Below are 23322 nucleotides of genomic sequence, written 5' to 3'. Positions count from 1 at the left end.
ACGGAGGCCGGCGCGGCCGTGGAGCCGCGCCGGTCATGAATTCATCGCGAGGCCTGCGAGGCGTGGGTCGACGCGCGATACGCGCGCACCGCGTCGACCATCCGCGGCCGCGGCTCGTGCGGCAGCGCGACACGCCGGCACGCATGCTCGGCGGCGAACATCACGGCGACGAGCGGCAGCGACAGGTAGTTCGCGAAGGTCGACCACGTGACGATCGGCGCGGTCGCGAACAGCAGCGTCGATACGGCGGCGATCGCGACGAAGAATAGCGTCCACGCGAGCGTGATCTGCCGCGTGTAGCGCGCGACGGCCGGCGTGACGGTGCCGTGGATCATCGCCGCGAAGCGCGTGCACAGCGGCACGTCGCCGGCCACGAGCGTGCGGCCGAACAGCAGCGCCATCGCGACGTTGAAGCTCGCGTGTTCCAGATACAGGCCCCATTCGAAGTGCTGCGCGAGCGGCGCGCGCGCGGCCCACAGCGCGCCGGCAACCAGCAGCCATGCCGGCACGAGCCAGGCGCGCCGCGGCGAGCGCAGCGCCACGCCCAGCGCGAGCAGCAGCGGCGGCACGAGCGCCATCGCGAGGCCGAAGCCGTGCGCGCCGGGTGTCGCGGTCGCGTAGTGGGCGCCGATCTGATAGGCGCCCACGGCGCCGACCGCTGCGACGCCGCGCACGACGGGCAGCAGCCGGCTCATCGACGGCCTCCGAACGCGCGGCGCGCACCTCGGCCGGCGGCCGGGGCGCAGCGGCTGACGGGCGGGCGAACCAGAACGGAGCGCAAAGGCGGACGGGGCATGACTGGAGACATCGGGCGGATCGCGGACGGACACGATGGTCGGGCCGTCAAACATCATATGAATGGCGGCCGGGACGCGGGTCCGGGCCGGTGGTCGGGCACGCTCATTTTAGGGCCGCGGCAGCGCCGGTTCGGGGCGGCCGCGACCGGGTTTTGTAACCGATTGTATGGCACCGGACGAACGGGTTCGCGGGGTCGGTCCATTTCCATCCAAAGCGGCTCAAGCGTCTCGTGCATTCGTGTCCGAAACGGGCCGCTGCGGTGGCTCGCCAGTCTTGTAACCATTCGCGGTATACGGCCCGATACCCTTCGTCTAGAATCCGCGTAACTTTTACAAACGATCCCCAAATGACGCAGGCGGGGACACCGGCAGACGCCGGAGGGACGGAGATTGGCACGCGCCGGGCGTGCACGACGGTTGCCGTTTCCGGGCGCCTCCCGCTGCCATGGGCCGCCTGCCCGCACGCATGATGAACGCACTGGAACAAGAGCTCGCCACGCTGATCATCGGCGAACTGAATCTCGAAGACGTCCCGCTCGACACAGTGACGGCCGACACCCCGCTGTATGGCGAAGGGTTTGGGCTCGACTCCATCGACATCCTGGAAATCGCGCTGCTGATTTCGAAGAAATACGGCTTCGAACTGCGCTCGGACAATCCGGACAACCAAAAGATCTTTGCGACGCTCGGTGCGCTGGCTGCCTACGTCGCCGCGCATCGCACGAAGTGACGGCGTCGCGCACGGGCGTAGCGCACGGGCATCGCGCATGGGTGCGGCGCAACGGTGAAGACGGTACGCGGCGGCGTTCGACAAACGATGCGCCGGCCGCGTCGATCGAGGTGAAAACGCGATGAACGGAGTCATTCGATGCGGGCGCTCGTGACGGGCGGCAGCGGCGCACTCGGGCAGGCGATCTGCACGGCGCTCGCGCAGGCCGGCCATGAAGTGTGGGTGCATGCGAACCGCCATCTCGCGCAGGCGGAGGCGGTCGCGCAGCAGATCGTCGCGGCCGGCGGCGCCGCGCACGCAATCGCGTTCGACGTGACCGATGCCGATGCGACGCTCGCCGCGCTGCAGCCGTTCATCGACGATGCGCCGGTGCAGATCCTCGTCAACAACGCGGGCATTCACGACGATGCGCCGATGGCCGGCATGTCGCGCCGGCAATGGCACAGCGTGATCGACGTGACGCTCAACGGTTTTTTCAACGTCACGCAGCCGCTGCTGCTGCCGATGATCCGCACGCGGCGCGGACGGATCGTCAACATCGCATCGGTGGCCGGCGTGACCGGCAATCGCGGGCAGGCCAACTACGCGGCCGCGAAGGCGGGGCTGATCGGCGCGACGAAGTCGCTGTCGCTGGAGCTCGCGTCGCGCGGCATCACCGTGAACGCGGTGGCGCCCGGCATCATCGCATCGCCGATGGCCGAACAGGCGTTTCCTGCCGAGCGCATCAAGCAGCTCGTGCCCGCGCAGCGCGCGGGCCGGCCCGACGAAGTCGCGGCGATGGTCGCGTACCTGGTATCCGACGCCGCGGCCTATGTGACGGGGCAGGTGTTGTCCGTCAACGGCGGGCTCGCATGACGAAGCGCGCCGCGTTGGCCTGACGTCACGCAACGCGGTGCAGGGCCGCAGGGCCGCGCGGCCTGCGCCATATAGTGAGGAAATCGAAGTGTCTGTGCATCCAGTCGACGCCGAACGGCGCCCGTGTTCGCTGTTGCCCGCCGCCGCGCCTGCGGCCGCGCCGTTCGCGCACGGCGGCGGCCGCGCGCTGCGGCTCGTCCAGATGAGCGATGCGCGGCTCGTCGCGCTGCTGCACGATGCGCGCAGCCGGGGCGACGGACTCGACCGCGTGTTTCCCGGCGCGCTGGGCGCGGTGTGTATCGGCGCAGCGGGAACACCGGACGAGTCGCGCGCGGACGCGATGGCGCGGATGCTGACCGATGCCGTACCCGGCCTGCCGGTCGCGCCGGTGCAGATGGCGCTGCTCGGCGCCGAGGTCGCACCGGGCGATGCCGTCTGCGAACTGTGGCAATGCGACGCGCACGATCTGCGCAGCGCGCGGCGCGGTGCGCTGCACTATCGCTACAGCGAAGCGGCTGGGCTCGTGTTCGGCAGCATCGTCCTACACGAGACGGACGCGGCGTACGATGCCCCGCGCGACGGCGGCACGCCGCTCGAACGCGCGACGTTCGACGCGTACCGCACGCTGTTCGATCTGCTCGATGCGCTCGGCATGCCGCATCCGCTGCGGATCTGGAACACCGTGCCGGCGATCAATGCGATGCAGGGCGGGATCGAGCGTTATCGTCAGTTCAATATCGGCCGTCAGCATGCGTTCGACGCGTGCCGTCGTGCATTGACGGGCGGCGTGCCGGCCGCGTGTGCGCTCGGCTCGGTCGTGCCGGTCGCGGACGATGCGCCGCCGGCCGCGCCGCTCGCGATCTACTTCCTCGCGAGCCGCACGCCGGCCGATTCCGTCGAGAATCCGCGCCAGGTCAGCGCGTATCACTATCCGGCGCAGTACGGCCCGCGCGCGCCGACGTTCGCGCGCGCCGCCGCGTGGGCGGACGGCGCGGCGACGCCGGTGCTGTTCGTATCGGGCACCGCGAGCATCGTCGGGCACCGCACCGTGCATCGCGGCGACGTCGTCGCGCAGACGCGCGAGACGGTCGCGAACCTCGCGGCGGTGCTCGAGCAGGCCGCGCGGCAGGGGCACGGCCCGTTCTCGCTCGCCGACCTGAGCTATCGCGTCTACGTGCGCGACGCCGGCGATACCGCGGCGCTGGCCGCGATCGGGCGCGTGCTGCGCGACGCGGCCGGTCTTCACGTCCGGCCGCTGTTCGTTCATGCGGACGTGTGTCGCGACGACCTGCTGGTCGAGATCGAGGCCAGCGCCGGTCATGCCATGGAGTGGCTGTCATGAAGCGCGAGAGTCTCACGATCCGGCAACCGGTCCGGCCTGCGGCCGGTGTCGACGAAGCGTGCCGGCGTTCGTCGGCAAGTCATACACTTTTGTCAGGATCCCCGTCTTCGCCATCGGCTGTTCCCATGTCCAAGCTGCACGCGTCGTCCACCCATCTCGTCCTGATTCCGAGCTACAACCCGGGCGCCAAGGTCGACACCACCGTGCGCCATGCCCGCGCGCAGTGGAACCCGGTGTGGGTCGTCGTCGACGGCAGCACCGACGGCAGCGCCGAACGGCTGCAGGCGATGGCCGAGCGCGATCCCGGCTTGCGCGTGATCGTGCTGCCGGAGAATCGCGGCAAGGGCGCCGCGGTGCTCGCGGGGCTCGACGCGGCAGCCGCGAGCGGCTTCACGCACGTGCTGACGATGGATTCCGACGGCCAGCATCCGGCCGACCTGATCCCCGCTTTCATGGCGGCCTCGCAGGCCGAGCCCGACGCGATGGTGCTCGGCGTGCCGAAGTTCGACGCGAGCGCGCCGCAGTTGCGCGTGCAGGGGCGCCGGCTGTCGAACGCGTGGGCCGACCTCGAGACGCTGTGGGCCGGGATCGGCGATTCGCTGTACGGCTTTCGCGTGTATCCGGTCGCGCCGCTGGCGGCGATCATGCGGCGCCAGCCGTGGATGCGCGGCTTCGACTTCGATCCCGAAGCCGCCGTGCGGCTGTGCTGGGCCGGCGTGCGCCCGATCCGCATCGACGCGCCGGTGCGCTATTTCGGCCGGCATGAAGGCGGCGTGTCGCACTTTCACTACGGTCGCGACAACGCGCTGCTTGCCTGGATGCACCTGCGCCTGTTCACCGGCTTCGCGATACGGCTGCCGATGCTGGTCGCACGCCGCCTGACGCGGCGCCGCGACCAGACGGCCTGAGCGCAGGCCCCGTCCGTTTTCCTTCCCGCTCGCCGCCCTCGCGTGCGGCGATTGCCACGATTTTTGTCACGAATACGGTGCCGGATCGCCGCGTCATTTCAATCCGCTGAGTAATTAACGTGTCATCTGATGTAAACATCTGGTAATTTTCTGCCGGATTATGCAAAATCGGCGCTCCCAAATACAACTATCGAGGGATTCCGGGATGCAACTCAAAAAAGCGGTGGCGGCGTGTGGCGTGGCGTTTCTGTTGAGCGCATGCGGCGGGGTACAGAGCCTTGACGCGAACAGCCTGACGTCGGCGGGGACCAACCTGTACAAGGCAGCGACGCTGTCGGACAGCGACATCGCCGCGCTGTCGAACGAATCGTGCAAGTCGAGCGACGCCGAATCGAAGATCGCGCCGGCGAACAGCGCATACGCGAAGCGCCTGACGAAGGTGATGAAGGGCTTCGGCGACATGACGCTGAACGGCCAGAAGATCAACTACAAGGTCTACATGACCAAGGACGTCAACGCGTGGGCGATGGGCAACGGTTGCGTGCGCGTGTACAGCGGCCTGATGGACATGATGAACGACGACGAGCTGCGCGGCGTGATCGGCCATGAAATGGGCCACGTCGCGCTCGGTCACTCGAAGAAGGCGATGCAGACGGCGTACGCGGTGAGCGCGGCGCGCAGCGCGGCCGGCGCGGCATCGCCGGGCGTGGCGGCACTGTCGAGCTCGCAGCTCGGCGACATCACCGAGAAGTTCATCAACGCGCAGTTCTCGCAGACGCAGGAAAGCGCGGCGGACGACTACTCGTTCGACCTGATGAAGCAGAAGAGCATGAACCAGAAGGGCCTCGTCACCGCGTTCCAGAAGCTCGCGCAGCTGGACGGCGGCAAGAGCTCGATGATGAGCTCGCACCCGTCGTCGTCGAGCCGTGCGCAGCACATCGAGGATCGCATCACGAAGGGCAGCTGATCTCGTAGCTGTTCGCGCAACGGATCGCCGATCGTCAGCGCCGGCGATCGGCAAGCGACATGAAAAAACCCACGCTCGTTCGGGCGTGGGTTTTTTGTTTTTTCGGCGTGCACGCCGCCGCTTACGGCACCATCCCCGGCAGCACGTACGCCTGCACGAGCGTGATCAGCCCGACGATGACCGCGAACAGCAGGCTGTGCCGCACCGTGAAGCGGAACAGCTCGGATTCCTTGCCGACGAGGCCCGTGGCCGCGCACGCGACCGCGATCGATTGCGGCGAGATCATCTTCGCGGTCACGCCGCCCGTCGTGTTCGCGGCGACCGCGAGCGTTTCGGGCACGCCGAGCTGATGGGCGGTGGCCTGCTGCAGCGAGCAGAACAGCGCGTTCGACGACGTGTCGGAGCCGGTCAGGAACACGCCGAGCCAGCCGAGGAACGGCGAGAAGAACGGGAACGCGCCGCCGGTCGAGGCCAGCATCAGCGCGAGCGTCGACGACATCCCCGAGTAGTTCGCGACGAACGCGAACGCGAGCACGAGGCCGATCGACAGGATCGGGCGCGTCAGTTCCTTCAGCGTCTCGCCGAACGTGACGAGCGCGTCGCGCGGCTTCATCCGCAGCAGCGCCATCGAGATCAGCGCGGTCACGAGGATCGCGCTGCCGACCGCCGACACGAGATCGAGCTTCAGCACCGCGTCGAGCGCCTTCGGCGTCGCGGCGATCGGCGCGGTCTTCACGACGAGCTGGTCGAGCCCGGCCACGTGAAACTTCAGCACGGTCGACGCGAGCGCGCCGTGCGCGGCGAACAGCGCCTTGAACGGCGCGATGCTCCACACGGTGACGACCGCCGTCAGGATCAGGAACGGCGACCACGCGCGCACGGTCTGCGCGAGCGTGTACGGCGACGCCTGGCGGCTCGCGCCCGAGCCGTTGCCGCCCGCGCCGAACCCCGCGAGCGCCGCACCGCCGCCGGACGCGACGATTCCGCCTGCCGTCTGCTTCGCGCTGCTCGGCTGCCAGACCTTCAGGAACGCGGCGAGCGACACGAGGCTGACGAGCGACGACGTGATGTCCGGCAGCTCGGGCCCGATGTGGTTCGATGTGAAGTACTGCGTCACCGCGAAGCTGCCGCCTGCGACGAGTGCGGCCGGCCAGGTCTGCCGTACACCGCGCAGCCCGTCCATCATGAACACGAGCCAGAACGGCACCGCGAGCGACAGCAGCGGCAACTGGCGGCCGGCCATCGCGCCGATGTGGAACGGGTCGATGCCCGTCACCTGCCCGGCGACGATGATCGGAATGCCCATCGCGCCGAACGCGACCGGCGCGGTGTTTGCAATCAGACACAGTCCGGCCGCATGCAGCGGCTTGAAGCCGAGGCCGACGAGCAGCGCGGCCGTGATCGCGACGGGCGCGCCGAAGCCGGCCGCGCCTTCGAGAAACGCACCGAACGAGAAGCCGATCAGCAGCATCTGCAGCCGCTGGTCGTCGGTGATCGACAGCACCGACGCGCGGATGATGTCGAACTGACCGGTCTTCACGACGATCTTGTACAGGAACACGGCCGCGACGATGATCCACGCGATCGGCCACAGGCCGTACGCAAAGCCGAAGCCGGCCGCCGCGAGCGCCTGCGGCACGGGCATCCCGTACGCGACGATCGCGACGCCGAGCGCCAGCAGCAGCGTGATCGCGGCCGCGACGTGGCCCTTCATCCGCAGCGCGGCGAGCGCGACGAAAAAGAAGATGATCGGAATCGCGGCGACGAACGCCGACAGCCCGAGGCTGCCGAGCGGGGTGTAGATCTGATGCCAAACCTGCATGGTTGTCTCCTCCATGGATTTATAGGGGTACGGGTTTGAAAGCGGATGCGCTATTCGGGCTGGCCGCGCGCGCGCAGCAGGTCGGACAGGCTGCGCGGCGCCGGTTCGAGCGGCGTGCGGTGCTGCGTCCAGCCCATCTGTTTCGCGGGCGTCAGCGCGCGCAGGCGCGTCGCGGTCCAGCGGAATGCGCGGTACGCGCGCGGATGCGCGAACGCGCCCGACCAGAAGCGCCACACGAGTTCTTCCGCGCGGTGGTAGTTCGCGCCCTGGCCGCGCAGCGGATGCGCGACCGGCTCGTCGGGCTTGCGGTTCGCTTCGGTTCGCAGCCGCACGAGCAGTTGCGGGATCGGGATCCGCACCGGGCACACCTCGCCGCATGCGCCGCACAGCGTCGACGCGGTCGGCAGGTCGGCCGTCGCGTCGAGGCCGAGCAGGTGCGGCGAGATGATCTTGCCGATCGGGCCCGGGTAGGTCGTGCCGTACGCGTGGCCACCGATCCGCGTATAGACGGGGCAGTGATTCATGCACGCGCCGCAGCGGATGCACTGCAGCGTCGCGCGCAGTTGTTCGTCCGCGTAAGCCTGCGTGCGGCCGTTGTCGAGCAGCACGAGATGCAGCTCGCGCGGGCCGTCGCGTTCGCCGGCGCGGCGCGGGCCCGAGATCAGGTTGAAGTAGGTCGTGATCGCCTGGCCGGTGGCCGAGCGCGTGAGCAGGCTCGACAGCGGCACGATGTGCTCGAGCTTCTCGACGACCTTCTCGATCCCCATGATCGCGACGTGCGTGTCGGGCACCGTCGTCGATAGCCGGCCGTTGCCTTCGTTCTCGACGAGCCACAGCGTGCCCGTGTCGGCCGCCGCGAAGTTCACGCCGGACAGGCCGATGTCCGCTTCCGCGAACGCGCGGCGCAGCGCGCGCCGGCCGGTCTGGATCAGTTCGTCGACGTCTTCCGTGTAGCGCGTGCCGGGAAGGTGTGCCTCGAACAGTTCGGCGATATCGCTGCGGGTCTTGTGGATCGCCGGCATCACGATATGCGACGGCTTCTCGCCCGCGAGCTGCACGATGAATTCGCCCATGTCGGATTCGATGCAGTCGACGCCGTGCTCCGCGAGGTAATGGTTCAGCTCGATTTCCTCGCTCGCCATCGACTTGCCCTTGATCACGCGGCGCGCCTTCTTCGCCTGCGCGATGCCGAGTACGATCGCGTTCGCATCGGCGGCCGTCTCGGCCCAGTGCACGTGCACGCCGGCCGCGGTGAGCTTCGTCTCCAGCCGTTCGAGCAGCGCGGGCAGTTGCGCGAGCGCATGCTGCCGGACGGCTTCGCCGAGATCGCGCAGCTGCTGAAGCTCGGTGTCGTCGGGAAACTGGGTCGCGCGCTTGCCCTGCAGGAAGTCCATCGCGCCGCGAAAGCTCTGGCGCAGCGCCGGATCGTCGAGCGCGGCGCGCGCACGGGCCTTGAAGTCTCCGGGGGCGACGAATTGCAGCGGGTGGTCGCTCATCGCGGCAGGTCCTCGCAAGCAGGGATAGCCGGCGGCGCGGCCGAATCGGTGACGATCACGACCCACAGGCGGCGCGGGCCGTGCGCGCCATAGGCGAGCGTCTGCTGGATGTCGGAGGTCTTCGACGGGCCGGATACCAGCACGAGATTGGTCGGCATGCCGGCTTGCCATCGTTCGGCATGCACGGCTGCGTGCAGGTCCGCATGCAGCGTGTTCGCGTGAACGAGCGCGACATGCAGCGGCGGCACCAGCGATACCGTGCGCGGCGTGCCGGCATCGGGCGCGAGCACGACGGTGCCGGTGGCCGCGATGCCCGAGCGTGCGACGGTGAAGCCCGCGTCGATCGTGTCGAACAGCTCGGCCTTCCATGCATCGATCGGCCGGTCGAACGGCACGGGCGCGACCGTATCGGGCAGCGCGCGGGCGAGTGCCGCGGATTCGGCGCGGGCCGGGTCGAGCAGCAGGCGGCGCACGCCGGCGTCGGCGAGGCGTGCGGCCAGTTGCGCGGGCCATGCGTCGGCGCTCGCGCACCAGACTTCGGCGTGCGACGCGGCGAGCGCGGCCTGCATCGCCTGCACGCGTGCATCGGGAGCGTGCCCGGCCGATGCGCGGCGGGTGTCGTAATGCGTGTCGATGCGTGCGTCGAGCGCGGGGGCGGCCGCTGCGGCGACGCCCGGCGCGGCGGCGCGCAGCCGCGCGAGGATCGCGTCGCGCGCGCTCATTGCGAATCTCCGCGCAGCGAGCCGGCGCCGGCCGTGCGGCGCCACAGGAAGCTCGCGAGATGTTCGACCGGCAGCGCCGCGCCGGCCTTGGTCGCGGCGTGGCCGATGTTCAGCAGGCAGCCGCAGTCGGCCGACACGAGCCGGTCGCAGCCGGTCGCGCATGCCGACGCGACCTTGTCGCGCACCATCGCGCCGGAGATGTCCGGATGCTTCAGCGAGAACGTGCCGCCGAAGCCGCAGCATTCGGATTCGCGTTCGTGTTCGATGCGCGTCACGCCCGGCAGTGCGTCGACGAGCGCGACGCCGTGCACGCGCGTGCCCATCTCGCGCCGCGCCGCGCACGACGTGTGCAGCACGACGCGTTCGTCGGGCCCGGCGTCGGCCATGACCGCATCGAGTTGTACATCGAGCACGTGGACGAGGAATTCGGCGAGTTCGTACGTCCGCTCCGCGATTGCATGCGCCTTCGGGCCGTGCACGGGATCGTCGCCGAACAGCGCCGGCCAGTGGTGCCGGATCATGCCGGCGCATGAACCGGACGGCACGATCACGGGCCACGGTTGCGCGAACAGGTCGAGCTGCGCGGCCGCGACGCGGCGCGCTTCGTCGGGATTGCCGCTGCTGTAGGCCGGTTGCCCGCAGCAGCTCTGGCCGCGCGGATAGTGGACGGTCAAGCCTTCGCGTTCCAGCAGGCGGACCGTGTCGAGCCCCGCTTCGGGGACGAACAGGTCGACCAGGCAGGTCGCGAACAGATACACGTGCGCGGGGGCGGTGGGGTACGGCCTTGGGTTCATGTCTCGCTCCAGAGGCGACGGCCCGGCATGCGGAGCGTCGATTTCGCTGCATAATTCCCGCGTCCGCGCCGCAGCTCAAATTGGTTGGGCCAATCGGCGCGGCACGCATTCCGCGGGGAGACGCGACGATGGCAGCGATGACGGCACGGGGCCGGACCGAAGGCGTGATGCGCAAGATCGAGACGGCGCTGCTCGACGGCACGTGGCCGGCCGGCGCGCGGCTGCCGGCCGAGCGCGTGCTCGCGCAGCAGTACGGCGTCGCGCGCAATACGGTGCGCGAGGCGACCCAGCGGCTCGTCGCGCGCGGGCTGCTGCAGAGCCGGCGCGGCGCGGGCGTCTACGTAACCGACCAGTTGCGCGCCGGCATCGCGTCGCCGTGGGGTCAGCTGGTCGCCGATCATCCGGCGCTGCGCGACGACATCCTCGAATTCCGCCGCGTGCTGGAAGGCGCGACCGCCTATTTCGCCGCGCTGCGGGCCGATGCGAACGACCGGCGCCGGATCCGCGCGCTGCTGCGCGAACTCGAAACCGCGCACGCGAACGACGACGCGGCCGTCGAAGCCGCGACCGACGCGAAATTGCACGAGGCGATCGCGCTCGCGTCGCACAACACGATGTTCCTGCACCTGCATACGAGCGTGATCGGGATGCTGCGCGAGCACATCTCGATCAACGTGGCCGGGATGACGACGGGGGACGAGCAGGCATCCGAGTTGCTCTTGTTGCAGCACCGGGTCGTGTGCGACGCGATTTGCGCGCACCGGCCCGAGGAGGCGCGCACCGCGATGCAGACGCATATCGACTACGTGCGCAGCCATTTCGAGCGCAGCGGCGATACGTCGTGAGATTGGTCGGACCAGCGGCGGGGCCGCCCTGCACGGTGCAGGTGGCGGCCTCGCGGCCCGGCCCAATTGACCGGTTCGTCGGGCGCCCACTAGAATCGACCGGAACCGCCTGTCAGCCGCGCGCCGCGGCGATGACGTGCCCATTGATCCGACTGTCGAGGAAGCTTCCGTGCTCACGTCCCTGATCCGGCGCGCACCGGCCGCGCTGTCGTGGCGCGCCGTATGCCGCCAGGCCCGCGCGCTGGTCGTCTGCGCGCTGCTGCCGCTCGCCGCGTGCGCGACGCATCCGCCCGCCACTTCGCTCGATCGTCCCGTCTCCCACGCGTTGTCGGCCGATACCGCGACGCCGTTGCGCGATGCGCTGGCCGCGCCGGAAGCCGCGCATCCGGGGCAGTCGGGCTTCCGGCTGCTGGCCGACGGCGCCACCGCGTTGCAGATGCGCATCGCGCTCGCGCGGGCGGCGACGAAGACGCTCGACATGCAGTACTACATCGCGACCGAGGATACGACCGGCAAGCTGCTGCTCGGCGCGGCGCTGTACGCGGCCGATCGCGGCGTGCGCGTGCGGATGCTGGTCGACGACCTGAACTTCCACGATATCGACCGCGTGATGGCCGCGCTGAATACGCATCAGAACATCGAAATCCGCGTGTTCAACCCGTTCGGCGCGTCGCAGCGCGGCATGATGGAGCGCACGGCCAACTTCTTCACACGGATCGACAGCTTCACGCGCCGGATGCACAACAAGGCGATGATCGCGGACAACCAGCTCGCGATCGTCGGCGGCCGCAATCTCGGCGACGAGTACTTCAGTGCGAGCCCGACGCTGCAGTTCCGCGATCTCGACGTGCTCGCGGCCGGCCCCGTGACGAACGACGTCTCGAAGAGCTTCGACGACTACTGGGCGAGCGCGAGCAGCTATCCGTTGCGCGTGCTCAATCATCAGACGTTCGATCCGAAGGATCTCGACGCGATGCGCGACGAGCTGCGTGACCACTGGCGCAAGAATGCCGATCCGTACAATGCGAAGCCGCTGAACGCGACGCCGCTTGCGCGGCAGATCGCACGTGACGAACTCGAACTCGTGTGGGCACCGGCCGAATTCAAGGTTGACGCACCGGACAAGATCGCGCGGCCGACCGACACCTACGTGAGCCCGCCGATGCGGCGCCTCGCCGAGCTGACGCGCGGCGCGCAGAAGGAATTCCTCGCGTTTTCGCCGTACTTCGTGCCGCACGATGCCGGCGTGAAGATCCTCGGCGACACGGCCGCGCGCGGCGTGCGCGTCGCGATCGTCACGAATTCGCTCGCGGCGACCGACGCGGTCGCGGTGCAGGCCGGCTATGCGCCGTATCGCGTGCCGTTGCTGCAGCGCGGCGTCGAGCTGTACGAATTCAAGTCGCAGCCGGACCAGCAGCCCGCGCGGCTGTTCGGCTCGCGCTCGCGCGCGAGCCTGCATGCGAAGGCGTACGTGATCGACCGGCAGATCCTCGTGATCGGCTCGCTGAACCTCGACCCGCGTTCCGCGCACCTGAACACCGAGCTCGCGCTCGTGATCCACAGTCCGGTGCTCGCGCAGCAGGCCGCGGCGATCTTCGCGCGCGTGACGCAGCCGGACGAAAGCTACCGCGTCACGCTCGCGAAGCGGACCGACGGCAGCCCGCCCGCGCTCGAATGGACGGGCACCGAAGGCGGTCAGGCCACCACCTATCACGTCGACCCGCATGCGGGGCTGCTGCGCAACGTGATGACGGGCATCTTCACGCTGCTGCCGGTCGACGACCAGTTGTAAGGGCGGGAACGGCTCCGGCAAAACCCGCGATACCGGTGTGCGGGGAAAGGTGATATGGTTGTGCGCGCAACGATATGTTGTATCGTGAAGCGCGCCGCCGGACCACTCACGCAATGCGGGACGGAACAGCGCCGAACGACGCGCCGCCGCACCTGTGCGATACACACCGCGCGGCGCCGGCAGACGATGGACGATGCGCACCGCCACGCGCGGTGGTCGCACGGCCCGCAACCGGAGTTCTCCATGCAACGTGTACCGAACCAGCCGTTCACGCGTCCCGCGCGCTTTTCCGAAGCCGAATGGCAGGCGCGGGTGCAGCTCGCGGCCGCCTACCGCATCTTCGACACCCTCGGCTGGACCGAGCTGATCTACAACCATATCTCGCTGCGCGTGCCGGGCGAGGACGGACATTTCCTGATCAACCCGTTCGGGCTCCATTACCGCGAGGTGTGCGCATCGAACCTCGTGAAGATCGACATCGACGGCAACGTGATCGGTCATTCCGACTGGCCGATCAATCCGGCCGGCTTCACGTTCCACAGCGCGATCCATGCGGCGCTGCCCGATGCGCACTGCGTGATGCACGTGCACACGACGCCGACGATGGCCGTGTGCTGTTCGCGCGACGGGCTGTCGTTCTCGAATTTCTATTCGGCGCAGCTGTACGGGAAGGTCGCGTATCACGACTTCGAAGGCATCACCGTGCATCTCGAGGAGGGCCGGCGCATCGTCGACAGCGCGGGCGGGCGGCCCGTGCTGCTGCTGCGCAATCACGGGCCCGTGACGATCGGCGCGACGCTCGCGCAGACGTTCTCGCTGATGTGGCTGCTCAATCGCGCGTGCGAGGTGCAGGTCGCGACGCATGCGATCGGCGACGCGCTGCCGATTGCGCCGCCCGTGCTCGAAGGGTGCGTGCGCGATTCGCTGAATTTCGATCCGAAGCATGGCGCGGGGCAGGACGCGTTCGACGCGCTGCAGCGCATCGTCGACCGGATCGATCCGGGCTATCGCGCGTGACGCGGGCGGCGCGCCCGATGAGCGCGCCCGACTAGAACCGGTAGCCGACGCCGGCCTGGATCACGTCGGTGTCGCGATCGTAGCGCGTGACCACGCGGTTCCACGTGAGGCGCGTGAGCCAGCGCTCGGAGATCCGGTAACTGGCCGAGATCGACACGATGCCGGAGAACCGGCCGTCGCCCGGGCCCGGCTGGCCTTCGCGGTTGCGCTGGTTGACGGTGAAATACGCGCCGGCGCCGGCCGACAACGTGACCTTGTCGTTCAGGAACGCGCGCGTGAGCCACAGCTCCGAGGCGATCCCGTTGCGGCGGACCGCCTGCTTCGCGCCTTCGTACATCCACGTCGCGGTCCAGTCGATCGAACGCGCGAGGCCGCGCCGGTATTCGAGGCTGCCGCCGAGCGTCGACGGCGACGAGCGGCTGTTGAGAATCGTCTCGCCGAGCATCGCGGTGACTTCGTTGTGCGTGACCTTGCGCATACGCGGCAGCGCGGTGTCGCGCGGGCCCGGCGTGTCGGGCGCATCGAGCTGGTAGCCGACGCCGAACATCACCGACGTCGTGTCGAGGCCGCCGAACACCTGCGCGCGGTTGACCTGAAGCTGCGTGATCCAGCGGTGCGACGTGTAGTACGCGGCGCGCACGCTCATCAGCACGCCCCAGCCGTGTGTATTCGAGTAACCGCGGCCTTCGGCGGCCGGCACCGTGTCGAAGTAGCGATACGGGCCCGCGCCGGCCGACAGCACCAGGCGGCGGTGCTCGAGCGGCACGCGGCCCCAGAACTGCACCGCCTGGCCGTCGCGGTGGTGATTCGGCATGTGCCCTTCGTTGTACCACGTGAAGCCGAGCGCGGTATGCGCGCTCAAGCCTTCCTGGTAATCGAACGCCCACGAATACGTGCGTTGGCCGCCGCCCCACAGCGGGCCGGCGAACAGCGAGAATTCCTGCGCGTCGACGGGCGCGCCGTAGAGGGCGGCGACGGAGCAGAGACCCGCCAGCAACGGGCGGACGGGGAGGGGCGGGCAGGGCATCGGGAGACGGGCCGGCACGGTTCACTTTCCAGTCACGACAACACGCGATGATTTTCCTGCGCGGGAAAACACGTGTCGACCCGGGTTCGCGCAATAACGTATTACACGTATCGTGACAACATGCGGGTACGCGGTCGGGTCTCGGCAATCGTCGGCACGCGCGCCGATCGCGATGTGAGCGAGACGAAAAATGATTCGTCATGCTTGGTATTCTGGAAAGAGGCATACGTGCGCGGCATGCCGGCTTGCCGCCGGAGACACGCAAAAAAACGCGGCCGGGGCGGCCGCGTGAATACTCGCAGACTCCTTCGGACGAAGGAAACAAGCAACTGTGAAACGAAGTGTAGCGAAAGGCCGTGCACGGATTCAGGGGCCATGCTGCAAAGGTCTCTTCCAGGTTTCGGCAGGCTGCCGGATCGGGCGGCAATCGACTACCATCCTGTGTGACGCCGCCGCCCGGGCGGCGTACCCTGTCGTACAAGGAGAATCCATGCTCAAGCTGCGTTTGCTCCAGGTCGCGTTGTTCGCGGGCGTGCTGGCCGCCGGCAGCGCCGCTGCCGAAACGGTGCGGCTGTCCGCCAGTCTGCAGCCGTCGAGCGAAGTGCCGCCGACGGCGACCAAGGGCTCGGGCGCCGTCGCCGCCACCTACGACACGGCCACCCACATGCTGCAGTGGACGGCTACTTACGAACACCTCACGGGGCCGGCCACGGCCGCGCATTTCCACGGCCCCGCGCCGGTCGGCCAGAACGCCGGCGTGCAGGTGCCAGTTCCGAAGGACGAGCTGACGAGCCCGATCAAGGGCTCGAAGGAACTCACCGACGCGCAGGTCACCGACCTGATGGGCGGCAAGTGGTACTTCAACATTCATACGAAGGAACACCCGTCCGGCGAGATCCGCGGCCAGGTGATGCCGGCGAACTGAGCGTTTGATATAGAGGCACCCTTCGAGCGGCGCGGGAACGTTCGCACGTACCATCGTCACACTGCGATGACGGAGTGCGTCCGATGAGTTGGCAAAGCAAGTTCGCCTGCTGGCTGCTGCGCTGGCAGTTTCGTCCCGAAACCACGCGCGAGGTGCTCGACCCCGCGCGTGCCCGGCGCTTTACCGACCTGCGGATGATCGTGCCGCGCCGGCCGCCGTCAGGCTATCGGCTGCGCCAGTGCTACGGCCCGGGCGACGCGCCGCTGCGCGGCGAATGGCTCGAACGCACCGATGCGGGCGCGGCGCGCGGGCCCGGCCGTACGCTGCTGTATTTCCACGGCGGCGGTTACTACTTCTGTTCGACGAAAACCCACCGGCCGCTGGTGTTCGGCCTGACGAAGCGCGCGGGCGTGCGCGCGTTCTCGCTCGACTACCGGCTCGCGCCCGAAAACCGCTTCCCGGCCGCGCTCGACGATGCGCTCGCCGCGTACCGGCAACTGCTGGCGCTCGGCACGCCGCCGGAGTCGATCGTGTTCGGCGGCGATTCGGCGGGCGGCGGCCTCGCGCTCGCGACGCTCGTCGCGCTGCGCGATCGCGGCGAGCCGCTGCCGGCCGGCGCGATCCTGTTCTCGCCGTGGACCGACCTGGCCGGCACCGGCGGCACGATGCGCAGCAACGACGGCCTCGACCCGATGTTCGCGGCCGCGGCGCTGCCGAAGGCCGCGAAGCTGTATCTCGGCGACGAGCCGGCAACGAATCCGTACGCATCGCCGCTCTATGCGGACTTCGCGGGCCTGCCGCCGCTGACCATCCAGGCCGGCAGCACCGAGGTGCTGCTCGACGATTCGCGCCGCGTCGCCGAGAAGGCGCAGGCGGCCGGCGTGGCGGTGGAGATCGAAGTGTGGCCCGACATGCCGCACGTGTGGCAGCTGTACGCGCCGATGGTGCCGGAAGCGCGCGACGCGCTCGACCGCGCGGCCGCGTTCCTGCGCCGCGTCGCGGTCGAGCGGGCGGTTCAGCGCGCGGGCGAGGCGTCGATCGCCTGATAGGCGGCCTTGACGGCCACCGAGCCGTACTTGCGTTCGAGCCGGCGCACGGTGAAGTGGCCGTGCGCCATCTGCTGGAAGTGGTCGATGAACAGCGTGTTGACGGTCGCGCCGAGCACGGCGCCGATCGCCGGGATCGACTTCGCGGCCATCTGCTCGGTCACCTGCACCGAGAAGCGCGAGGCCACCGTCTGCACGAGCTTGAACACGGCCGCCGAGCTGTGCGCGGCGATGCCTTTCGCCGTGATGTCCGACGACGCCTTCGAGATCGCCTGCGCGAGCGCGCCGCGCAGCACGAAATAGCCGAGATCGGCGTCCTCCTCCTGCTTGTCCGGGTTGCCGCCCATGCCGAGCACGGCCAGGCATTGCAGCTGCGTATCGACCGACGTCAGGTCCTCGCCCTCGCTGCGCGCGATGTCGCACACCGAGCGGAAGATCAGCGTGGTCGTTACCGGCAGCTCGACCGGCAGCGCGAGAAAGCCGAACGCGCCGCCCGCCGCGCCGGTCGTCGCGACCGCGAGCTTGTGCAGCAGGTTGCTGGGCTTCTCGGGCTCGGCGTCCGGCGACTGCGGCTTGCCGAGCGTGCGCAGCGCGATGTTCAGGCACTTGCGCAGCGCGAGCTGCGTCGCATCGTTGATCTTGCCGGTCGCGAAGTCCGGCAGCCGCGCGATCATTTTCTCGACCGGCGCGCCGAGCACGCCCGTCAGCTTCATCGTCAGCGACGGGCTTTCCAGCACCTGCTTCGCGCGCCGCAGCGCGTCCCGGTCCCCCGGCGACAGCGTCGTGGCGGGGGTGATTGAAATCGGTTCCATCTTTCTCCTTGGCGTGAACGGGCCCTGAACCATCGCCAGCCTAGATTACTCCGGCATGCTAGAATTTTGAGATTATTTGACTCGGCAAAAGTTGCGTCGACAAAAAATGGCCGTCCATACTGCCGCCCACCATTCGAGCGGGCAAGTCCTGCCGTTCCGCGAATCGCTGCTCGCGATGATCGGGCTTTCGTTCGTCACCATGCTGGTCGCGCTGGACCAGACGGTCGTCGGCACCGCGCTGCCGACCATCGTCGCCGAACTCCGCGGCTTCGACCTGTACGCGTGGGTCGCGACCTCGTACCTGCTCAGTTCCGTGATCACGGTGCCGATCTTCGGCCGGCTCGGCGACTATTACGGCCGCAAGCCGTTCGTGATCGCGTCGATCGTCGTGTTCACCAGCGCGTCGGTGCTGTGCGGGATGGCCAACGACATGCTGACCCTCGTGCTCGCGCGCGGGCTGCAGGGGATCGGCGGCGGGATGCTGGTCGGCACCGCGTTCGCGTGCATTCCCGACCTGTTCCCCGATTCCGTCGTGCGGCTGCGCTGGCAGGTGCTGATGAGCTCCGCGTTCGGCATCGCGAACGCGGTGGGCCCGTCGCTCGGCGGCGTGCTGACCCAGTCGTTCGGCTGGCGCTCGGTGTTCTATGTGAATCTGCCGGTCGGCCTGCTGTCGCTGCTGTTCGTGTGGCGCTACCTGCCGCATCTGCGCCACGTCGAGCACGATCGCAAGATGCGGCTCGACTGGCCGGGCGCGCTGCTGATCGCGCTGTCGCTCGGCGCGCTGCAACTGTTCGTCGAATGGCTGCCGAAGTACGGCGTCGCGAGCTGGGCGTCGCTGCTGCTCGTCGTCGCGGTCGTGGCGGGCGTCGGCCTGTGGCACTGGGAGAAGCGCTGCGCGCAGCCGATCTTGCCGTTCGACATGTTCGGCAACCGCGCGCTGTCGGCGCTGTTCGTGCTCGCGATCCTCGCCGGTTTCTCGATGTTCTCGCTGCTGTTCTACGCGCCGCTGCTGTTCCAGGGCGGCTTCGGGATGTCGCCGAAGGAGGCCGGGCTCGTGATCACGCCGCTCGTCGTGTTCATCACGATCGGCAGCATCATGAACGGCCGCGTCGTCACGCGCATCCGAAATCCGAACGCGATGCTGCACGTCGGCTTCGTGCTGTTCGCGGTCGCGTGCGCGGGCATCGTCGTGGCGACCCACACGACGCCGACCTGGATGCTGATGGCGCTGATGGTCGCGGGCGGCATCGGGCTCGGTTTCGTGCTGCCGAACCTCACCGTGTTCGCGCAGCAGACGGCCGGCCGCGAGCACCTCGGCATCGCGACGGCGCTGCTGCAGTCGCTGCGGATGGTCGGCGGGATGCTCGGCACCGCGCTCACGGGCACGCTCGTCAACCAGCTGTATTCGAGCGGCGTGCGCAGCGCGCTGTCGGCCGACCAGGCGATGCAGTGGCACGCGCGGCTCGCCGATCCGCAGATCCTGATCGATCGCGCGGCGCAGGGCGGTCTCGTCGCGGAGTTGACGCGTGCCGGGCATAATGGCGCGCTGCTGCTGGAAGCGGCCCGCGAATCGCTGGTCGGCGCGATTCACCTGGGCGTCGCGATGGCGGCCGTCGTCGCCGTGGTGTCGGTGTGGCAGTGCCGTCGCGTGCCGCCGATCGCGCTGCGGCGCAAGATCGAACCGCACGTCGCGGCCGATTGACCGATCAGGCGGTCGAGCGATTCGACGACTCAACGATTCACCGGAACGAAATCAGCGCATGGAAGAACAGGACCGCGTCGCGATCTTGCAGCAATTCGGACGCACGTATCGCGCATTCATGACCGCGTTCGAAGCGCACGTCGGGCAGCCGATGCCGCGCTGGCGCATCATGGTCGCGCTGCACACGATGGACGGGCATTCGTCGCAGAAGAAGCTCGTCGAAGTGCTGCGCATCGATCCGGGCGCGCTCACGCGCCAGTTGAAGTCGCTCGACGCGCTCGGCTGGATCGAGCGCGAATCGGACGCGCGAGACAACCGCGTGACCAACGTCACGCTGACGGACGCAGGCCGCGCGGCGTTCGACGCGTGCCTGCCGCGCCGCAAGGCGTTTCTCGAACAGACGATGGCGCAACTGCCGGACGACGTGCTGAATGCGCTGTCGGGCGCGCTCGCGATGCTGGAAACGCGGATTGCGGATGTCGGCTCGACGCCGGCGTCGCGCTGAAGGGTGGGAAGGGAACCCGCAACAAGCATCAGGAAGCGGCAGGAAGGGCGCGCGCCCGGCCGAGCATGACCGGCGCGGCACACGGGTCGCGCGTACCCGCCGCCGGCCGGCTTTTCACTTCAACTCATTTCACTTCGTTCACAGTTCGATGCGCGTGCCCAGCAGCACGAGGAACTGTGCGAGCCAGGCCGGATGCGCGGGCCACGCGGGCGCGGTGACGAATGGCGCGTCGGTCACGGCCGCGTCGACCGGAATATCCGCGTATTCGCCGCCCGCGAGCTTCACCTCCGGCGCGCAGGCCGGGTAGGCCGAAATGCGCTTGCCGCGGATCACGTCGGCGGCCGCGAGCAGCTGCGCCGCGTGACAGATCGCGGCGATCGGCTTGCCGGCTTCGGCGAACTCGCGCACGAGCGAGATCACCTTCGGATCCAGTCGCAGGTACTCGGGCGCACGGCCGCCCGCGATCGCGAGCGCGTCGTAGCGCGCCGCATCGACGTCGTCGAACGCCGCATTCAGCGTGAAGTTGTGGCCGGGTTTTTCGGTGTAGGTCTGGTCGCCTTCGAAATCGTGGATCGCGGTCTTGATCTTGTCGCCCGCGCGCTTGCCCGGGCAGACTGCATCGACGTGATGGCCGACGGCCTGCAGCGCCTGGAACGGCACCATCGTTTCGTAGTCTTCGGCGAAATCACCGGTCAGGAACAGGATCTTCTTCGCGGCCATGGCTTTCTCCAGTGAAGCAGCGTTGAAGGCCCGGTCGCGCCATGCATGACGGCGGCGACGGGCCCCGAGGACGAAAGCGCAGTGTACTCCGGCAGATTGAAGCGCGCGTGACGGCTGCCCTGCGCGAGCGGCGGGGCGGCGCCGCGCGCGGCGTGCGTCAGAAGAACGTTTCGACGACTTCCGTCACGCGGAACTGCGGATCGAGCACGAGCACCTGGCGCCACTTGTCGAACGTCAGGCACGGGTGCGAGATGTCGAACGCGACCATGTCGCCGACCTTCACGTCCGCGCCCGGCGGGATCTGCAGGTACGCGTGCTGGTCCATCATCCCGGTGACGGCCCAGCCTTCACTCGCGGCGACGTCGCGCGGCGCGGTGTCGCGGCCCGGACGGAAGTGGCGCGCCGGCTCGGGCAGGCCCGCGTCGAACGCCGCATCGCGCTTGCCGAGCGCGACGATCGCACGATTCTGCTCCGGCACCGACTGCACGTACGCCCACAGCTGCAGCGCCGGCAGCAGCCCTTCGCCCATCGAGCGGGCGATCGGGTTGCGCGCGAACACGTCGGTCTGCGCCTTCTTGTAGATGCCGACATCGTGCGTCAGGTAGCAGCCCGGACGCAGCACGACTTCCGCGAAGCCCGCGTCGGACGCCTTTTTGAATTCTTCCGCGACCACGTCGTACCACGCCGAACCGGCGCCGGACAGGATCGCCGGCGTGCGCGCGAAGCGGCCGGCTTCGGCCAGCTCGCGCGTGAGCGCGACCGCCTGCTGCAGGAACGTGCGGATCTCGCCTTCCTCTTTCAGCACGCCTTCATAGAGCTCAATGCCGGCCAGCTTCAGCGTGTCCGGATAGCGCGCGATCGCGGCCAGCACGGCCTCGCGCTGCGCGGCATCGCGCACGCCCGCGCGGCCGCCCGGCACGCCGAGCTCGATCAGCACGTTCAGCGATTTCTTCGCGTCGCCGAAGAAGCGGCCCAGCTGGTCGACGCTTTCCGCCGAATCGACGAGACAGAAGAATTCGAAATCGGGATCGGACAGCAGCCCCGCGATGATCGTCATGTTCTGGCGGCCGACCAGCTGGTTCGCGAGCAGTACGCGCCGCACGCCGCCGTGATACGCGGCCTGCGTCTGGTGCGCGGTCGCGAGCGTGATGCCCCACGCGCCGGCGTCGAGCTGGCGGCGGAACAGTTGCGGCGCCATCGTCGTCTTGCCGTGCGGCGCGAACTTGACGCCGTATTTCTGCACGAACGCCTGCATCCAGTTCAGGTTGTGTTCGACGCGATCCTCGTAAAGCACGGCGGCCGGCAGGCTGACGTCTTCCGCGAGCAGGTTCCATTCGAGCCGGCCCGCGTCGCCGAGCGGCACGCTCGCGCTCGGCACATTGCCCAGGCCCTTGCCGAACGGATCGATCGTCGCTTCCTGATAGTTTGTAACTTTCATGTCATCCCGCTCCATCATCACTATGCATTGCACTGAAGTTGACATGCCGATGGTACAGAAAGTAGCATCGGCGCGGTGATGTTATTTAATAACATCCAGCTTCGCACCCTTTTCCGCCGATGAATACGCCCGCTTCCCCGTCCGCTTCGCCCGCCGCTGAGCCTCATCCGGCTCAAGCCGCCCCGCCGGTCCTCGACATCGTCGCGCGGATCGCCGAGTGCGCGCCCGAGCTGCGCGAGGCCGAGCGCAAGGTCGCCGCGTTCATCCTCGCCGATCTGGCGCGCGCCGCGCATGCGAGCATCGGCGCGCTGGCGCGCGACGCGGAGGTCAGCGTCGCGACGGTCACGCGTTTCGCGAAGGCCGTCGGTTGCCGAGACGTGCGCGAACTGAAGGTGCTCGTCGCGCAGGCGGCGGCCGTCGGCCAGCGCTTTCTGGTGCCGTCCGACGACGCGCCGGCCGACGACGCGAGCCCCGCGTCGATGGTCTACGACGAGATTCGCGTGGCGCTCGCGCACAACCACCAGCTGCTGCGCAACACGTCGTTCGACGCGGCGGCCGACTTGCTCGCCGCTGCGAAGATGACCTACGTGTACGGGCAGGGCGGCGGCTCGACCGCACTTGCCGACGAGCTGCGCTTCCGGCTCGTGCGGTTCGGCCGCCCGGTCGCGAGTTATCAGGACGGCTTGCTGCAGCGGATGGTGGCCGCGACGCTGTCGAGCGACACCGTCGTCGTCGCGTTGTCGGTGAGCGGGCGCGTACCCGAGCTGCTCGAGAGCTGCCGGCTCGCGAAGCGCTACGGCGCGAAGCTGATCGCGATCACCGCGCCGGCGTCGCCGCTCGCGAAGCTCGCCGACCACCTGATCCCGGTCGTCGCATTCGAAACCGATTTCATTTACAAGCCATCGACATCGCGTTACGCGATGATGATGGCGATCGACGTGCTCGTCACCGGAGTCGCGTTGCGGCTCGGCGATGCGGGCCGGGAATCGCTGCGCCGCATCAAACACGCACTCGATGCGCATCGCGGCGGCGGAGACCGTCAACCGGTAGGAGACTGACC

At 68.7% G+C, this 23322-nt stretch carries 22 protein-coding genes; 13 read left to right on the top strand and 9 right to left on the bottom strand.

Translation table 11 applies throughout. The features are described 5' to 3' along the window. Window positions 1–41 precede the first annotated feature (41 nt). On the bottom strand, window positions 42–695 hold the full coding sequence (locus tag HWW87_RS24570; RefSeq protein ID WP_175822497.1) for a hypothetical protein: 654 nt from the start codon (window positions 693–695) through the stop codon (window positions 42–44). 547 nt (window positions 696–1242) lie between these two features. Between HWW87_RS24570 and HWW87_RS24565 the strand changes: the two genes are divergently transcribed. The 5 genes from HWW87_RS24565 to HWW87_RS24545 all read left to right on the top strand — a co-directional run bounded on the left by HWW87_RS24565 (window position 1243) and on the right by HWW87_RS24545 (window position 5599). After that, window positions 1243–1527 (top strand): phosphopantetheine-binding protein, encoded by a 285-nt coding sequence (locus tag HWW87_RS24565; RefSeq protein WP_124453521.1) that lies wholly within the window; start codon window positions 1243–1245, stop codon window positions 1525–1527. 138 nt (window positions 1528–1665) lie between these two features. After that, entirely contained in the window at window positions 1666–2382 is a 717-nt protein-coding gene (gene fabG / locus HWW87_RS24560) for a 3-oxoacyl-ACP reductase FabG (RefSeq protein ID WP_006490635.1), read from the top strand. 37 nt (window positions 2383–2419) lie between these two features. Further along, window positions 2420–3724 (top strand): endoribonuclease L-PSP, encoded by a 1305-nt coding sequence (locus HWW87_RS24555; protein WP_175822496.1) that lies wholly within the window; start codon window positions 2420–2422, stop codon window positions 3722–3724. A 125-nt stretch (window positions 3725–3849) separates the two neighbouring features. Further along, window positions 3850–4632, top strand: a complete 783-nt coding sequence (locus HWW87_RS24550; RefSeq protein ID WP_175822495.1) for a glycosyltransferase family 2 protein — start codon at window positions 3850–3852, stop codon at window positions 4630–4632. A gap of 205 nt (window positions 4633–4837) precedes the next feature. After that, window positions 4838–5599 carry a M48 family metalloprotease gene (locus tag HWW87_RS24545; RefSeq protein ID WP_174433422.1) on the top strand — a complete coding sequence of 254 codons (762 nt, stop codon included), beginning with the start codon at window positions 4838–4840 and terminating at the stop codon, window positions 5597–5599. Window positions 5600–5720: 121 nt separating this feature from the next. Here the strand turns inward: HWW87_RS24545 and HWW87_RS24540 are convergent, their stop codons facing one another. The 4 genes from HWW87_RS24540 to HWW87_RS24525 are packed head-to-tail and all read right to left on the bottom strand — an operon-like array spanning window position 5721 to window position 10433. Next, the gene (locus HWW87_RS24540) at window positions 5721–7421 is read right to left on the bottom strand and encodes a lactate permease LctP family transporter (protein WP_175822494.1); all 1701 of its coding nucleotides are present in this window, start codon (window positions 7419–7421) and stop codon (window positions 5721–5723) included. Window positions 7422–7471: 50 nt separating this feature from the next. Beyond that, window positions 7472–8917, bottom strand: coding sequence for a LutB/LldF family L-lactate oxidation iron-sulfur protein (locus HWW87_RS24535; protein ID WP_175822493.1), 1446 nt, complete (start codon window positions 8915–8917; stop codon window positions 7472–7474). After that, complete coding sequence (locus HWW87_RS24530; protein ID WP_175822492.1) at window positions 8914–9639, bottom strand: lactate utilization protein C; 726 nt, start codon at window positions 9637–9639, stop codon at window positions 8914–8916. The genes HWW87_RS24535 and HWW87_RS24530 overlap by 4 nt, the downstream gene beginning before the upstream one ends. Then, on the bottom strand, window positions 9636–10433 hold the full coding sequence (locus tag HWW87_RS24525) for a (Fe-S)-binding protein (protein WP_175822491.1): 798 nt from the start codon (window positions 10431–10433) through the stop codon (window positions 9636–9638). The genes HWW87_RS24530 and HWW87_RS24525 overlap by 4 nt, the downstream gene beginning before the upstream one ends. Before the next feature lie 128 nt (window positions 10434–10561). Here HWW87_RS24525 and HWW87_RS24520 point away from each other — a divergent pair, with 128 nt between their 5' ends. From HWW87_RS24520 to HWW87_RS24510, 3 genes are all read left to right on the top strand, one after another. Then, on the top strand, window positions 10562–11278 hold the full coding sequence (locus HWW87_RS24520) for a FadR/GntR family transcriptional regulator (protein ID WP_175822490.1): 717 nt from the start codon (window positions 10562–10564) through the stop codon (window positions 11276–11278). A gap of 169 nt (window positions 11279–11447) precedes the next feature. After that, window positions 11448–13070, top strand: a complete 1623-nt coding sequence (locus HWW87_RS24515; RefSeq protein ID WP_175822489.1) for a phospholipase D family protein — start codon at window positions 11448–11450, stop codon at window positions 13068–13070. Window positions 13071–13313: 243 nt separating this feature from the next. After that, window positions 13314–14087 (top strand): class II aldolase/adducin family protein, encoded by a 774-nt coding sequence (locus tag HWW87_RS24510; protein ID WP_175822488.1) that lies wholly within the window; start codon window positions 13314–13316, stop codon window positions 14085–14087. Window positions 14088–14118: 31 nt separating this feature from the next. Here HWW87_RS24510 and HWW87_RS24505 read toward each other — a convergent pair whose 3' ends face one another. Then, a complete protein-coding gene (locus tag HWW87_RS24505) occupies window positions 14119–15114 on the bottom strand; it encodes a hypothetical protein (protein ID WP_175822603.1) in 996 nt (331 codons plus the stop codon). Between the two features lie 490 nt (window positions 15115–15604). On the opposite strand from HWW87_RS24505, the gene HWW87_RS24500 reads away from it, so the two are divergent. Together HWW87_RS24500 and HWW87_RS24495 are read left to right on the top strand one after the other, a co-directional pair. Then, on the top strand, window positions 15605–16039 hold the full coding sequence (locus tag HWW87_RS24500; protein ID WP_175822487.1) for a CHRD domain-containing protein: 435 nt from the start codon (window positions 15605–15607) through the stop codon (window positions 16037–16039). An 83-nt stretch (window positions 16040–16122) separates the two neighbouring features. Beyond that, window positions 16123–17085 (top strand): alpha/beta hydrolase, encoded by a 963-nt coding sequence (locus tag HWW87_RS24495; protein ID WP_175822486.1) that lies wholly within the window; start codon window positions 16123–16125, stop codon window positions 17083–17085. Here HWW87_RS24495 and HWW87_RS24490 read toward each other — a convergent pair. Then, the gene (locus tag HWW87_RS24490) at window positions 17055–17897 is read right to left on the bottom strand and encodes an EcsC family protein (RefSeq protein WP_175822485.1); all 843 of its coding nucleotides are present in this window, start codon (window positions 17895–17897) and stop codon (window positions 17055–17057) included. The two genes, HWW87_RS24495 and HWW87_RS24490, sit on opposite strands and share 31 nt — an antisense overlap. A 106-nt stretch (window positions 17898–18003) precedes the next feature. Here HWW87_RS24490 and HWW87_RS24485 point away from each other — a divergent pair, with 106 nt between their 5' ends. Further along, the gene (locus tag HWW87_RS24485) at window positions 18004–19599 is read left to right on the top strand and encodes an MDR family MFS transporter (RefSeq protein ID WP_175822484.1); all 1596 of its coding nucleotides are present in this window, start codon (window positions 18004–18006) and stop codon (window positions 19597–19599) included. 58 nt (window positions 19600–19657) lie between these two features. Then, complete coding sequence (locus tag HWW87_RS24480) at window positions 19658–20104, top strand: MarR family winged helix-turn-helix transcriptional regulator (protein ID WP_174433434.1); 447 nt, start codon at window positions 19658–19660, stop codon at window positions 20102–20104. A gap of 138 nt (window positions 20105–20242) precedes the next feature. Here the strand turns inward: HWW87_RS24480 and HWW87_RS24475 are convergent, their stop codons facing one another. Further along, complete coding sequence (locus HWW87_RS24475) at window positions 20243–20824, bottom strand: DJ-1/PfpI family protein (protein WP_174433435.1); 582 nt, start codon at window positions 20822–20824, stop codon at window positions 20243–20245. A gap of 157 nt (window positions 20825–20981) precedes the next feature. Next, window positions 20982–22262, bottom strand: coding sequence for an amino acid deaminase (locus tag HWW87_RS24470; protein WP_175822483.1), 1281 nt, complete (start codon window positions 22260–22262; stop codon window positions 20982–20984). Window positions 22263–22381: 119 nt separating this feature from the next. Between HWW87_RS24470 and HWW87_RS24465 the strand changes: the two genes are divergently transcribed. Beyond that, window positions 22382–23320, top strand: a complete 939-nt coding sequence (locus tag HWW87_RS24465; protein ID WP_175822482.1) for a MurR/RpiR family transcriptional regulator — start codon at window positions 22382–22384, stop codon at window positions 23318–23320. Window positions 23321–23322 lie beyond the last annotated feature (2 nt).

This window comes from Burkholderia sp. BCC0419, from assembly GCF_902830285.1.
In the GTDB taxonomy this organism is placed as follows: Bacteria; Pseudomonadota; Gammaproteobacteria; order Burkholderiales; family Burkholderiaceae; genus Burkholderia.
Note: the sequence above shows the minus strand (reverse complement) of the source record. Positions and strands in the feature narration are given on the sequence as shown.

Bases quoted from the DNA above. Each gene is read 5' to 3' on its own strand.
- HWW87_RS24570 (WP_175822497.1), bottom strand. From the start codon at position 695: ATGAGCCGGCTGCTGCCCGTCGTGCGCGGCGTCGCAGCGGTCGGCGCC.
- HWW87_RS24565 (WP_124453521.1), top strand. From the start codon at position 1,243: ATGGGCCGCCTGCCCGCACGCATGATGAACGCACTGGAACAAGAGCTC.
- fabG (WP_006490635.1), top strand. From the start codon at position 1,666: ATGCGGGCGCTCGTGACGGGCGGCAGCGGCGCACTCGGGCAGGCGATC.
- HWW87_RS24550 (WP_175822495.1), top strand. From the start codon at position 3,850: ATGTCCAAGCTGCACGCGTCGTCCACCCATCTCGTCCTGATTCCGAGC.
- HWW87_RS24545 (WP_174433422.1), top strand. From the start codon at position 4,838: ATGCAACTCAAAAAAGCGGTGGCGGCGTGTGGCGTGGCGTTTCTGTTG.
- HWW87_RS24540 (WP_175822494.1), bottom strand. From the start codon at position 7,421: ATGCAGGTTTGGCATCAGATCTACACCCCGCTCGGCAGCCTCGGGCTG.
- HWW87_RS24535 (WP_175822493.1), bottom strand. From the start codon at position 8,917: ATGAGCGACCACCCGCTGCAATTCGTCGCCCCCGGAGACTTCAAGGCC.
- HWW87_RS24530 (WP_175822492.1), bottom strand. From the start codon at position 9,639: ATGAGCGCGCGCGACGCGATCCTCGCGCGGCTGCGCGCCGCCGCGCCG.
- HWW87_RS24525 (WP_175822491.1), bottom strand. From the start codon at position 10,433: ATGAACCCAAGGCCGTACCCCACCGCCCCCGCGCACGTGTATCTGTTC.
- HWW87_RS24520 (WP_175822490.1), top strand. From the start codon at position 10,562: ATGGCAGCGATGACGGCACGGGGCCGGACCGAAGGCGTGATGCGCAAG.
- HWW87_RS24510 (WP_175822488.1), top strand. From the start codon at position 13,314: ATGCAACGTGTACCGAACCAGCCGTTCACGCGTCCCGCGCGCTTTTCC.
- HWW87_RS24505 (WP_175822603.1), bottom strand. From the start codon at position 15,114: ATGCCCTGCCCGCCCCTCCCCGTCCGCCCGTTGCTGGCGGGTCTCTGC.
- HWW87_RS24500 (WP_175822487.1), top strand. From the start codon at position 15,605: ATGCTCAAGCTGCGTTTGCTCCAGGTCGCGTTGTTCGCGGGCGTGCTG.
- HWW87_RS24495 (WP_175822486.1), top strand. From the start codon at position 16,123: ATGAGTTGGCAAAGCAAGTTCGCCTGCTGGCTGCTGCGCTGGCAGTTT.
- HWW87_RS24490 (WP_175822485.1), bottom strand. From the start codon at position 17,897: ATGGAACCGATTTCAATCACCCCCGCCACGACGCTGTCGCCGGGGGAC.
- HWW87_RS24485 (WP_175822484.1), top strand. From the start codon at position 18,004: ATGGCCGTCCATACTGCCGCCCACCATTCGAGCGGGCAAGTCCTGCCG.
- HWW87_RS24480 (WP_174433434.1), top strand. From the start codon at position 19,658: ATGGAAGAACAGGACCGCGTCGCGATCTTGCAGCAATTCGGACGCACG.
- HWW87_RS24475 (WP_174433435.1), bottom strand. From the start codon at position 20,824: ATGGCCGCGAAGAAGATCCTGTTCCTGACCGGTGATTTCGCCGAAGAC.
- HWW87_RS24470 (WP_175822483.1), bottom strand. From the start codon at position 22,262: ATGAAAGTTACAAACTATCAGGAAGCGACGATCGATCCGTTCGGCAAG.
- HWW87_RS24465 (WP_175822482.1), top strand. From the start codon at position 22,382: ATGAATACGCCCGCTTCCCCGTCCGCTTCGCCCGCCGCTGAGCCTCAT.